Source organism: Hoeflea sp., assembly GCF_984452065.1.
Genome location: NZ_CFHWAF010000089.1, coordinates 1 through 12,321, shown reverse-complemented (window position 1 = coordinate 12,321; position 12,321 = coordinate 1). Strand labels below are relative to the sequence as shown.

The window sequence follows — 12,321 nt, the reverse complement described above, 5'->3', positions numbered from 1 at the left end:
TCCGACCCGCTGCTCAACGAACTGCCGCTCTTTACCGAGGAATTTGTTCTGGTCCGTCCGCTCGAGGATGCCGACAAGCCTGTCCCCCCGCCCGAGGTGCTGCGCGAAATGCGGCTGCTTCTGCTGGAAGAAGGCCATTGCTTTCGCGAGCAGGCCCTCTCCTTCTGCAACATATCCCTGTCCTCGCCGACGGAACTTATGGAGGGAAGTTCCCTGTCCACGCTTGTTCAGATGGTCGCCGCCGGCATCGGGGTGACGCTCATTCCGGAGATGGCGGTCCCGGTCGAGACCCGCTCGGCGCCGGTATCGACCGCACGCCTGTCCGGATTGAAGGCCAGCAGGACTGTTGGAATGGTGTGGCGCAAGACCAATCCACTGTCAGAGCAACTGACGGAAATTGCTGATATTTTCCGAAAGTCCTGCACAGCGTAGCCGCAGCCGGCGCAAGAATTCGCCGCAAAAAGCGATCTTGGCATGTCACAAACCGCCCCACCCGCTCGTCTTACTGTCGTGCGGCTTTACGCTGTATGATCGTCAAGACAACGGAGACATTTCATGGGCCTTACCCGCTTCAATATCCACAAGAGCGCCCCCCAACTCATCCAGGGACTGCTGGACATGGAGACAGCGATAGCCGGATCGAGGATCAGCGCCAAACTCAAACACCTCATCAAGCTGCGCGCCTCGCAGATGAACGGCTGCGCCTATTGTGTCGAAATGCACAGCCGCGAGGGCCGTCAGGACGGCGACACGGAAGAACGCCTCACCGCCGTGATCGTGTGGCGGGACACGGAGCATTTCAGCCCGGCCGAACGGTCCGCGCTCGCCTGGACGGAGGCCTTGACCGACGCGTCGAGCGGCGCCGACCTCGATCGGCTCTTTGCCGACCTGGAGGCCAGTTTCGACGTTGAGGAAATAGCCGCGATCAATGCCTGCATCGCCGCGATCAACGCGTGGAACAGGCTCGGCGTCGGCGCCCACGGAACCAGAGCCGCCTGATGAGATTTTCCTCCGCCGCAGATCAAGGCCCTGCCGCGCCGTTCGAGGCGGCGCGCCGTCGCCTCTGGAGCATTGCCTACCGCATGCTCGGCACTGCGGCGGAGGCCGACGACGTTGTTCAGGAAACCTATCTGCGATGGCAGAACGCGGATCGTTACGGGATCAGCAGTCCCGAAGCCTGGCTGGTGCGCACCTGCACACGCATCGCCATAGACGCGCTGCGCAGCGCCAAGCGTGCGCGCACCGAATATGTCGGCCCCTGGCTGCCGGAGCCGGTCGCGGGTCCCGAGGACGATGTCGAACTGGCCGACACGCTGTCCATGGCTTTTCTGCTGATGCTCGAGCGCCTCAGCCCAGCCGAACGCGCCGCGCTTCTTCTGCGCGACGTCTTCGACTACGACTATGCCCGTATCGCGGACATTCTCGACCGTCGGGAGCCGGCCTGCCGCCAACTCGTCGCCCGGGCACGAAAGAGCGCACGGGCCGAAGGCCGGCGATTTGAGCCGGACGCCGGCATGCGCGAGCGGCTTTTGAACGAGTTCCTCCTCGCAGTCAAAACCGGCGAACTGAAGCCTCTCGAGGCGTTGCTCAGCAGCGAGGTCGAAATGTGGGCGGACGGAGGCGGCAAGGTCCTGGCCGCCATGAACGTTGTGCGCGGACAAAATCGTGTCGCCCGGTTCCTCAACGGTCTTTGGCGCAAGAACTGGCTGCTCGGCGACGTGGAGCGGACAACGATCAACGGCCTGGCAGGACTTGCCCTTACGCTCGATGCTCGTGTCTATGCGGTCATCAGCCTTTCAAGCAACGCGGACGGCCGTATTACCCGGGTCCTCATCATGCGCAATCCGGACAAGCTCTCGGCCTTCAAGGACACATAGGCGAAATTGCCGGGATGCCGCCCTGACAACCCCCGCTCGGGTGAGCGGGGGCCATCGCGTTTGATCTGCCAGGGATCAGCCCATCACGCCGCCATCGTTGCGGGTGATGGCGATGACGGCGGAACGCGGCACGGCATCGCCGCCCTCCGGCCAGTGGCTGTCGCCCCGCTCGCCCGGATGCTGGATACCGACGAACATGGTCTTGCGGTCGGGACTCCAGGTCATTCCGGTGACTTCGCACTCCTTCGGTCCGACCAGGAAGCGGCGGATTTCACCGGTCACCGGATCGCCCGCCAGCATCTGGTTGTTTCCGTGGCCGGCAAACCCTTCCGCATTGGAGTAGTTGCCGTCCGTCTGGATCCACAACAGTCCGCTGGAATCGAACTTCAGACCGTCCGGCGAGTTGAACATGTTGTCGGCGTTGAGGTTGTCGGAACCCCTGTTGGCGTCCTGATGGACGGCCGGATTGCCGGCAAGCACAAACAGATCCCAGGTGAAGTCCTTCGCCGTATGGTCGCCGTCGGCCGGACGCCAGCGTACGATCTGGCCGTAATTGTTGGCCTCGCGCGGGTTCGGACCGCCAACCGGGGTCTCATCGCCGCCCTTGTTGGGCTTCAGGCCGCGGTTCTTGTTGTTGGTCAGAGCGCAGTAGACCTCGGCGATATTGGGGTTTGAGGTCACCCATTCAGGACGGTCCATCGTCGTCGCCCCGACAGCCGAACCGGCCTGACGCGTGTGCACGCAAATCTCGGCCTTGTTGGCCATGCCCGTTGTTTCAGGTGTCAGATCCAGCCACTCGCCGGTGCCGTTGTCGTGGAACTTGGCAACGGACAGGGTCCCCTCATCGAGCAGCGAACTGGTATCGCCCCCCGTTGCGAAGACGCCGTCGGACACGAAGCGGTAGAGGAACTCACCGCGCTCATCGTCACCCATATAGACGACGACCCTGCCGTCATTGTTGACGACGACCTCTGCGTTCTCGTGCTTGAAGCGTCCGAGCCCCGTGCGCTTCTTCGGCGTCGAGTTCGGGTCGGTCGGGTCGATCTCGACGACATAGCCGGCACGGTTCGGCTCGTTCGGGTGCCTGGAAACGTCGAAGCGCTCGTCGACATTGGCCCAGCCGTAACCCCAGTCCTTGGAGGAAATGCTGTAGCGGTCAAGCTCCGGAGAGACCTTGTGTTCCTCGTCGGCCGCGGAGAAATAGCCGTTGAAGTTTTCCTCACAGGCAAGGTATGTGCCCCAGGGAGTCGAACCGTTGCCGCAATTGTTCCAGGTGCCGAGTGTCTTCGTTCCGGTCGGATCGGCGGCGGTCTTCAGGAGATCGTGACCGGACGCAGGACCTGCGATGTCGATCTCGGTGTCCGGCGTAATGCGCCGGTTCAAGGGGCTGTCCTTGACGATGGTCCAGCCACCGTCCGCCGGAGCGATTTCAACAATGGATATGCCATGGGCCATCTTGCCCTTGTTGAAATCGTCATCGACCGTGGCCTTGCCCTCTTCGCGGTTGCCCCACAAAATCTTGCGGTTGGTATATTCATTGTTTGCGACGAGCACCATCTTGTCGCCGATGGCATAGACTTCCATACCGTCGATATTGTCGCCGAAGGCGCGCGCCTGGCTGTCGGCCGTGCCGCGTGTGGCATGGTCGAACTCCGGCGCATTCGACCACAACGGATCACCCCAGCGAACCAGAATATCGGCCTTGTAACCTTCCGGCACTGTCACGGCATCGTCGGTGTTGGCCGGGATCTGGGTAAATGCAAAACGGTCGGACGCGGCCTGCGCGCCGGACGGGACCAGCGTGCCGCCCAGCATGGCGAAGCTGCCGAACGCCAGGGTGCCGCCAAGGAAACCGCGCCGATTGATGGCCGCCTCGACGATGCGGTCAAAATCGGTTTCCTCGGGGCGCGGGTTGATTTCCTCGTCAAAATCGTCGAACGACAAAGGTTCGTGGCTGGCTGATGACATGGCTTGCTCCTCAAATTGTCTATGTTGAAGTGCCGGGCGTTGGCCGACATGCGCTCCCCTGTTCGGGGGCTGGTCAATCACGCCCCGGACCTCCACCACTATTGATGCACTTCAAAGCTTTTGTGACAACCTGAAAACAAACATGTCACGGGGACCGCCGCGCGATCCAGACCAACCAGCGCCACGCTTTGCCGGCGGAACCGGTCTGCGAGAAGTCGAGCGACGCATCCCGCTCCATCGACAGCCGTTTCATCACCGCCTGCGACCGCGGATTATCCTCGGCGGTATAGGCCAGAACCCGGTCGAGACCGAGCCGTAAAAAGGCATCGTCCAGCGCAGCCCGGGCGGCCTCGCTCGCCAGCCCCTGCCCCAGGCGGAACGAACAAGCCGCCATCCGATTTCATCGTGGTCGCCAAGCGGATGCTTGCCGCGGCGCGGCATCACGCCCGCATAGCCAGGAAATTCGCCGCCCGGGTCTTCAATGGCCCAGCGGCTGAAACCGAACCGATCCAGCACGGCCAGATAGTGGTCGTACTTCCTGTCGCTGTCGGCGCGCCCGAGCGGACCGCCGAGGTCCGCCATCACAACCGGATCGGCATTCATGGCGGCGAAAGCGTCGCGATCGGCGTGACGCCAGCAAAGCAGACGCAGTCGCTCCGTTTCGATCGTCGGCACGTCCGCCGCCATGGCCAAGCTTCTATTCGGGGTTCTGGCCGACAACCTGCTCGGGGTGGGCATCGGCCCAGTCCAGCAGGAACTCGGTCATGTGTTCGGCGCCGCAGAGATCGATTCCACGCCGCCTCAGCGGCGCGCCCTTCTCAAGGGCCAGCCGGGCGCAGCCGATATGATCGCGCGAGGACCGGTTGGGGCAAAACTCGGCGCCGTGGACGATGGTTCCAAGCAGGTCGCCGCCATAATCGTTCTCATGCGACAGATCGGGATCAAATGTCAGCAACCATTCAACCGCCTCCGGATAACCCTCCCAGCCGGCAATATGGATGGCCGTCATACCCATCTCGTCCGTCCAGTCTGGATCGATCCCGATGGCCTGAAGGCGCTTGATATGGTCAAGGCGGCCCGAAAAGCCGATGACCCGGCACATCATGCGCTTGGTTTCATCGTCGAGTTTTGCCGGATCGACCTTGCCTTCGACCCGACCGTCCGCCGCGGCCGCGAGCAGTGCCTCGGTCGCATCGAGCTGCGTTGCCTGCCCGGCATCTTCGATCACCGTGGCAATCGCCGGATTGCCGCGCATGCGCGCCAGCGCATAGGCCGTGTGCCCACGATAGGCAAAGGTCCCGTCGGCCCCATGAGAGATCAGCAATCGCGCCATCTCGGCCGAGCACATCCTCCGCGCTGCCTGATGCAATGAAGGAATTGCCAGCGAAGGCTGACCGGAGGGGTGCGGCAGCGCGCCCTCATTCGGATCGGCGCCCGCTTCCAACAGGAGCCGGGCAGCCTCGAGATCATCAAAATCCATCGCCCGTGCAAGCGCATTGGTGCCATCGGTTTTGGCGCCATGCTTCAGAAGCATGACGAGCCCGTCGTGATGCCCGAGTTCCGTTGAGTGGTAGAGCGATTCATTGTCATTCGGGTCGGCGCCATGGTCCAGGAGCCAACGCGCAAGGACCATATTGTTCGCATGCCCCAGCGCTCCATAAAGGGCCGAAAGCCGATGCTCTCCGCCCTGCTCGAAGGGAAAGCTGTCATCTACATCGGCGCCCTGGCTTACAAGCAATTCGGCAATGGCGATCATGTTGTCCGCCCGCTCGGGCTCGGCGTGGATGTGCTGGGAAAAGCACAGATGAAGGATGGGGCTGCGCACGCCGATGCGGCGGGTCGCCGCCTCGGGATCGGCGGAAAGCGCAGCTTCAACGGCGGCTTTGTCATAAAGAGCGATCTGAAGGCCGAGACTGCTTTGAGGCAGGTCAGGGTCCTGTTCCAGGAGCGCCTTGGTCACCCAGTGCTGGCCGTAATAGAGCGCAATGCGCAGCCGCTCAGACCGCTGCTCGCGATCCATATTGGCAACCTCGAGCGCAAATTTGAGCTGCGGCCAGCTTTTGTGACCTTGCTCCCTGGCTATGACGTGCAGCGCCTGCGTGTGCTTGAGCGCGTCGGCATCGGCAAACACAGCCTCCACCCGCTCCCTTGCGTCCGGATTGCCGGCGGCAAAATTGCGTTTGAGTGTTTTCGCCTCACGGCGCAATCTATCGATATTTTGAGACATCGGTACCCTCGCTTATGCCCGCCGATCCGCTGTTCGGGCCCGAGACGACCGATATTTGGCCTGATGTTAGGTCGAGGTGCCGATGCGGCTTTCCGCGGATCAGGGTGCCGCCTCGCGCGGCGCGATCACACTAACCGAGAGTTATGCGCCGGGCAAGACGACCGGATGGCTCAAGCCTTGCCGTCGAGAATGCTGAAAACACCGCTGGCGCGGGTAATCGGCGCAAAGCCTTCCGGAACCGACTGATGCATGACATTGCTCCGTCACCGACCCGATTGGCGGTTTCCCGAACCGGGACGCGCTACCACCATTTGCCGGCTTCAAAATGGCCGGCCGCCTGTTCGATCACATGCGACAGGCGGAACAGCGTTTCTTCCTCGAACGGCTTTCCGATAAGCTGCAGGCCGAGCGGCAGGCCCTTGTCGTCGAGCCCGGCCGGAACGGCGATGCCGGGCAGTCCGGCCATGTTCACCGTCACCGTGAAGATATCGTTCAGGTACATCTTGACCGGATCGGTGGCCATGTCCTCATCGGCAACACCGAAAGCCGCCGAAGGTGTCGCCGGTGTCAGGATCGCGTCGATACCGTTGTCGAACACGGTCTCGAAATCGCGTTTGATCAGCGTGCGGACCTTCTGCGCCCTGAGGTAGTAGGCGTCATAATAGCCTGCCGACAGCACATAGGTGCCGATCATCACCCGGCGTTTGACCTCGGGCCCAAACCCCGCCGCTCGGGTGTTTTCGTACATTTCGACAATATCCTTGCCCGGCTCGCGCAGACCGTAACGCACGCCGTCATAGCGCGCCAGGTTGGACGAGGCTTCCGCCGGTGCCACGATGTAGTAAGCCGGCAGCGCGTATTTGGTGTGCGGCAGCGAAATCGGCACGATCTCCGCGCCGGCATCCTTCATCCATGCGATGCCCTTCTGCCACAGGGTTTCGATTTCCCGCGGCATGCCATCCATGCGGTACTCTTCGGGAATGCCGATGCGCATTCCCTTGACCGACTGGCCGATGGCGGCCTCGTAATCGGGCACGGGGATATCCACGGACGTCGTATCCCCCGGGTCGCTGGAAGCCATCGATTTGAGCATGATCGCCGCGTCGCGCACATCACGCGCAATCGGGCCGGCCTGATCGAGCGATGACGCAAAGGCGACGACCCCCCGGCGCGAGCAGCGTCCATAGGTCGGCTTGATGCCGACGGTCCCGGTGAAGGCGGCAGGCTGGCGGATGGAGCCGCCGGTATCCGTCGCGGTCGCGGCGGCGCAAAGATGCGCCGCAACGGCGGCCGCCGAACCTCCCGACGATCCTCCCGGCACGAGCGCCTTGTTGTTGTCGTTGCCGCGCCACGGGTTCGTGACCGGACCGTAATAGGATGTCTCGTTTGACGAGCCCATGGCGAACTCGTCCATATTCAGCTTTCCGAGCATCACCGCGCCGTCGGCCCACAGGTTGGACGTGACGGTGGATTCGTAACGCGGCCTGAAGCCGTCGAGGACATGGCTGCAGGCCTGCGTGTGCACACCCTCCGTGCCGAACAGGTCCTTGATGCCCAGCGGAATGCCCTCCAGCGCTCCGCCCTTGCCTGTTGCAAGCCTTTCGTCCGACTGCGCCGCCTGTTCGCGCGCCCTGTCGGCGGTCACGGCGACATAGGCATTGATGGAGGCATTCGCCCGCTCGATGGCCGACAGATAGGCGTCCGTCAGTTCGATCGACTTGATTTCGCCGTTCCTCAGATTTTCACGCGCTTGCGCGATGGTCAGGCCTGTCAGTTCGCTCATTGTCTTTTGATCACTCTTCGGGCAACTGGTGCCGCGGCCGCCCCGGCCCGGCCGCTTTGAAATCAGGTTATTCGACAACCTTCGGGACAAGGAAGAAGTTCTCGTCCGTCTGCGGGGCGTTGGCAACGATATCGCCCGCCTTGCCGCCGTCATTGACGACGTCCTGGCGCTTCTTCATCGGCATGGGCATGACCGATGTCATGGGCTCCACGCCCTCGACATCGACTTCATCGAGCTGCTCGACAAAGCCCAGAATCGTATTGAGCTCGCCCTCCATCTTCGCCGCTTCATCGTCGGTGACGGCAATGCGGGCAAGACGGGCAACACGTTTGACCGTTGCAAGATCGACAGACATCGGGATTTCGCTCCGAACGTTGGGGTTTTCAGACCGTGGCTATAAACGCGGCGCCGCGTCAGGGCAAGTGTTCAGGGAACCGGTTTCGATCCCGCCGGCCGCCGATCGCTACAATTCAGTCCAGCCGCCGACATCGGACGTGCGGACTTTCCCCGCCTCATCTTCCATCGCGGCAACGAACTTGTCCGCGGTCGGATCGATGATCGGAAAGGTGCCGAAATGGCAGGGAATGATGCTTGAAAAGTTGAAATAGCGCCGGCACGCGAGCGCGGCCACGGCACCGCCCATGGTGAACCGGTCTCCGATCGGCACAATCCCGATCTCCGGCTTATGCAGTTCTTCAATGAGCGCCATATCGGAAAAAATGTCCGTATCGCCCATATGCAGGAGCGTCGGATCATCGTCGAAATGCAGAACAACGCCATTGGCGTTGCCGAGGCAGTGAGACACACCGTCGCTGGTGATGTGCGCCGAGGAATGCAGCGCATTGACGAACGTCACGGTAAAACCGTCATGATGAACGGTCCCGCCGGTGTTTGCCGGATCGAGCTTCTCCAGGCCGCCGTGGTGACCGAGCCACATGCACAAATCATAGTTCGAAATGACGGTCGCGCCAGTTTCCCTGGCAATCTCCACCGTGTCGCCCACATGATCGCCATGGCCGTGCGTCAGGACGATATGCGAGACATCCTTGACGGCGCTCTTGCGGTCCTGCCCCTCGAAGCTTGGATTGCCGGTAAAGAACGGGTCGATCAGTATGGTTGCCTTGGCCGTCTCAAGACGAAACGCCGAATGTCCCAGCCACTGAATTTTCATGGAAATGCCCCGCTGAATGTTGGTATTCGGCTGACAGCTTACGGGTTGACAGCGCCCATGAAAAGAACCAACCCCGGCAAAAAGGATTTACGACCATGAGTGTCATGACGCTGGAGGAACTGGCACACGGCCTGCCCGAGGGATCGGTTCTCGCCGGCCTCGACCTCGGCACCAAAACCATCGGCATCGCCGTCAGTGATCTCGGCTTGTCTCTGGCAACGCCGCGGGACGTCCTGCGCCGGACGTGTTTCACCAGGGACGCGGACAAGCTGCTGGCAATGCTCGAAGCCGAACGCGTCGGCGGCTGTGTTATCGGACTTCCCGTCAATATGGATGGCAGTCAGGGGCCGCGGGCCCAGGCGACGCGCGCTTTCGTGCGCAACCTCGAGGGCAAGACCGATCTCGGCTTCGCATTCTGGGACGAGCGGCTTTCAACCGTCGCCGCCGAACGGGCGTTGCTTGAAATGGACGTGTCGCGGAAAAAACGCGCGGACCGCATCGATTCGGCGGCTGCGGCTTTTATTCTTCAGGGAGCCCTGGACAGGCTCTCCTCGCTTTCGGCCGGCAACTCGGCATAAGCGGTCCCGGTCGCCGTTTCGGCGACGGCCGGGGCACGCTGCTGCCTGATCCAGGCCGTGATCTGCCTGCGCCAGCGGAACGCGGCGATGCCGAGCACAATCAGACTGTCGATCACAATGGCCTTGAACAAAAGCGGCGGAATGGTTTCCGGCGCGATACCCAGTATGTTCCCGTAGATCTGGAACACCATGTCATGGACCTGACGGGTCAGCATGAAGATGCCGAAATGCATGTCGTGATAGGACAGGCCGTACCAGGACGTGATCAATGCAATCGGCACAAACCACAATATCAGGAACCATTTCATAAGGTCTGTCCTCGCCTGCGGGCCCCTCGATCCAGGGGCAAAGGCATCTTTTCCGGGAAAACCACCGCGGTTTTTTCCGGATACGACGCGCTTCGGTGACTGTGCTGCGATTTGCCGGCCGGTGCAACGTAAACCATTTGTTAAGGTTAATATTCAGCCTCGAACACACGCATGCCTGCTTGTGCCGCCACCCCGCGGGCGTTAAGAGACGCTGTTTGACCCGTCGGCGATTGATCCATGCTGCCCATATTCGAGAGTATTCTTCCGATCTTCCTGATCGTCATGCTTGGCGTCGTTCTCAAGCGCCTGCCGATTGTCGACCGGAACGTCTGGCACGGGCTTGAGGAGGTCGGTTACTTCGTCCTGTTTCCGGCGCTGCTTTTCCTGACGCTCTATCGCGCCGACTTCAGCGGCCTTGAACTCACCGAAATCAGCATCGCATCCCTGTTCACCATCGCCATCATGTTTGCGCTGATGTTGCTGCTGTGGCCGGTGATGCGCAAAAGAGGCGTATCGGGCGCGGCCTATTCAACCGTTTTCCAGACGGCGACCCGCTGGAACGGCTTCATCGCACTGGCGATCGCCGACAAGCTCTTTGGCGACACCGGCCTGGCGCTGACGGCCCTTGTCATGGCCCTGGTGATCATTCCGTTGAATTTCGGCAATGTGGTCATGCTGGTCTGGTTTGTCAGCCCGACCCGCGACCTGCGCGTCTTCACGCGCAAGCTGGCCACCAATCCGCTGATCCTGTCCTGTGCGGCCGGCCTGCTGTTTCAATATTTCGCCATTCCCGTCTACGCGCCGCTGGAACAGGCAATCGATCTCATCGCCAGCGCCGCGCTCGGAATGGGTCTGCTGATGGTCGGGGCCGGCCTGCGCATCCGCGACACGGTCAGGCCCAAGCCGATCGCCATACTCCCGGTCCTCCTCAAGCTGTTCGCCCACCCGGCGCTCATGGTGCTGATCGGCGCTCTGGCCGGCGCCCAGGGCGAAACGCTGATACTCCTGGCCATCTGCGGCAGCGTTCCGACGGCGATGAACGGCTATCTGCTGGCACGGCAGATGGGCGGCGATGCCACGCTCTACGCCACCGTCACCACCTTGCAGACGGCGGCCGCCTTCTTCACCATACCGCTGGTTATCTTCGCCGCCGGCTATCTCGCCTCGGGATAAAGCAGGGAGACGATCTGGCCGGCATCGAAGCGCATGTCCAGCATGCCGTAGGTCGTGCGCCAGGCGCCGGCCATCCGCGACTCCGCGAAGGCATCGGCGATCCGCCCCGCGCCAAGCCGGTAGAGTTCGGCGGTGGCCGCCGAATAGGCCAGTTGCTCCGAAAGCAGGCGGGCGGCGCCCTCGTCGCGCTGGCACAATGCGGTCGCCGCCGTGAGCACATCGACCGTGCGCTTCGAAAACGGGCCGAGATCGGCCGCAATGGCCGCAATCACCGCCTCGAGTTGCTGCGTATCCCTGCCCAGCGTGCGCAGGAGATCGAGCGCCATGACATTGCCCGAACCTTCCCAGATGGCGTTGACCGGCGCTTCGCGGTAGTGACGCGCCAGAGCGCGTTCTTCCACATAACCGTTGCCGCCCACGCACTCCATGGCTTCATAGATCAGAGCGGGCGCCATCTTGCATATCCAGTATTTGATCACCGGCGTCATAACCCGGGCATAGGCCGCCTCCTGCTCGTCGCCGGCGGCGTTGTCGAACGCCCGGGCAAGCCGCAGCACAAGTGCGGTCGCGGCGGCGACATCCAGCGCCATATCAGCCTGGACGCGCGCCATCAGCGGCTGGTCGATGAGCGTCTTGCCGAACACCTGGCGCTGCCTGCAGTGATGGACAGCCTCGGCCAGCGAGGCGCGCATGATACCGGCGGATGCAAGCGCGCAGTCGAGGCGCGTCAGCGTCACCATCTCGAGGATTGTGCGAACCCCTTTTCCCGGCTCGCCGAGCAGATAACCATAGGCGTTGGCGAACTCCACCTCGCTCGACGCGTTGGAACGGTTGCCGAGCTTGTCCTTCAGGCGCTGGAACTGAAGGCCGTTGGTCTTGCCGTCCTCGAGGAAGCGCGGCACGAGAAAACAGCCAAGCCCCTCCGGCATTTGCGCCAGCATCAGGAATGCATCGCTCATCGGCGCCGACATGAACCATTTATGGCCGGTGAGCCGATAGACCCCCTCCCCGGCCTTGTCCGCCCGGCTGGTGTTGGCGCGCACATCGGTTCCGCCCTGCTTCTCGGTCATGCCCATGCCGATGGTGGCGCTGCTTTTCGCGCCCACCGGTTTTTGCGAGGAGTCGTAGCTTCTCGACAGGATCTTGGGCGCCCAGATCTTGTGAACGGACGGGTTCTGGCGGATCGAGGCAAGCGACGCATTGGTCATTGTGACGGGACACAGATGTCCGCATTCC

General features: G+C 62.2%; 12 protein-coding genes and 1 pseudogene. 5 read left to right on the top strand and 8 right to left on the bottom strand.

Features of this window, described 5'->3' with window-relative positions:
- From AC5E6N_RS16305 to sigJ, 3 genes are all read left to right on the top strand, one after another.
- A partial coding sequence (locus tag AC5E6N_RS16305) for a LysR substrate-binding domain-containing protein (RefSeq protein ID WP_491748804.1) occupies positions 1-432 on the top strand: 432 nt, incomplete at its 5' end.
- Between the two features lie 123 nt (positions 433-555).
- Complete coding sequence (locus AC5E6N_RS16300; RefSeq protein WP_491748803.1) at positions 556-999, top strand: carboxymuconolactone decarboxylase family protein; 444 nt, start codon at positions 556-558, stop codon at positions 997-999.
- Positions 999-1,877 carry an RNA polymerase sigma factor SigJ gene (sigJ, locus tag AC5E6N_RS16295; RefSeq protein ID WP_491748802.1) on the top strand — a complete coding sequence of 293 codons (879 nt, stop codon included), beginning with the start codon at positions 999-1,001 and terminating at the stop codon, positions 1,875-1,877. Before AC5E6N_RS16300 ends, sigJ begins: the two co-directional genes overlap by 1 nt.
- A gap of 75 nt (positions 1,878-1,952) precedes the next feature.
- On the opposite strand, the gene AC5E6N_RS16290 is transcribed toward sigJ, so the two are convergent.
- The 6 genes and pseudogenes from AC5E6N_RS16290 to AC5E6N_RS16265 all read right to left on the bottom strand — a co-directional run bounded on the left by AC5E6N_RS16290 (position 1,953) and on the right by AC5E6N_RS16265 (position 9,026).
- Positions 1,953-3,845 (bottom strand): PhoX family protein, encoded by a 1,893-nt coding sequence (locus AC5E6N_RS16290; protein ID WP_491748801.1) that lies wholly within the window; start codon positions 3,843-3,845, stop codon positions 1,953-1,955.
- Between the two features lie 145 nt (positions 3,846-3,990).
- Positions 3,991-4,448 (bottom strand): annotated as a pseudogene (locus AC5E6N_RS16285) (GNAT family N-acetyltransferase).
- A gap of 94 nt (positions 4,449-4,542) precedes the next feature.
- Positions 4,543-6,072: an ankyrin repeat domain-containing protein gene (locus AC5E6N_RS16280; protein ID WP_491748800.1), complete on the bottom strand. Its 1,530-nt coding sequence runs from the start codon at positions 6,070-6,072 to the stop codon at positions 4,543-4,545.
- 301 nt (positions 6,073-6,373) lie between these two features.
- On the bottom strand, positions 6,374-7,855 hold the full coding sequence (gene gatA / locus AC5E6N_RS16275; protein WP_491748799.1) for an Asp-tRNA(Asn)/Glu-tRNA(Gln) amidotransferase subunit GatA: 1,482 nt from the start codon (positions 7,853-7,855) through the stop codon (positions 6,374-6,376).
- 67 nt (positions 7,856-7,922) lie between these two features.
- On the bottom strand, positions 7,923-8,210 hold the full coding sequence (gene gatC, locus AC5E6N_RS16270) for an Asp-tRNA(Asn)/Glu-tRNA(Gln) amidotransferase subunit GatC (RefSeq protein ID WP_491748798.1): 288 nt from the start codon (positions 8,208-8,210) through the stop codon (positions 7,923-7,925).
- Between the two features lie 108 nt (positions 8,211-8,318).
- Positions 8,319-9,026: a metal-dependent hydrolase gene (locus tag AC5E6N_RS16265; RefSeq protein ID WP_491748797.1), complete on the bottom strand. Its 708-nt coding sequence runs from the start codon at positions 9,024-9,026 to the stop codon at positions 8,319-8,321.
- A 95-nt stretch (positions 9,027-9,121) separates the two neighbouring features.
- Between AC5E6N_RS16265 and ruvX the strand changes: the two genes are divergently transcribed.
- Entirely contained in the window at positions 9,122-9,604 is a 483-nt protein-coding gene (gene ruvX / locus AC5E6N_RS16260; protein ID WP_491748796.1) for a Holliday junction resolvase RuvX, read from the top strand.
- Here the strand turns inward: ruvX and AC5E6N_RS16255 are convergent.
- Positions 9,553-9,912, bottom strand: coding sequence for a DUF6105 family protein (locus AC5E6N_RS16255; RefSeq protein WP_491748795.1), 360 nt, complete (start codon positions 9,910-9,912; stop codon positions 9,553-9,555). The two genes, ruvX and AC5E6N_RS16255, sit on opposite strands and share 52 nt — an antisense overlap.
- A gap of 237 nt (positions 9,913-10,149) precedes the next feature.
- Here AC5E6N_RS16255 and AC5E6N_RS16250 point away from each other — a divergent pair, with 237 nt between their 5' ends.
- Entirely contained in the window at positions 10,150-11,085 is a 936-nt protein-coding gene (locus AC5E6N_RS16250) for an AEC family transporter (RefSeq protein WP_491748794.1), read from the top strand.
- On the opposite strand, the gene AC5E6N_RS16245 is transcribed toward AC5E6N_RS16250, so the two are convergent.
- On the bottom strand, positions 11,067-12,321 hold a 1,255-nt coding region (locus AC5E6N_RS16245; RefSeq protein WP_491748793.1), incomplete at its 5' end, for an acyl-CoA dehydrogenase family protein. The two genes, AC5E6N_RS16250 and AC5E6N_RS16245, sit on opposite strands and share 19 nt — an antisense overlap.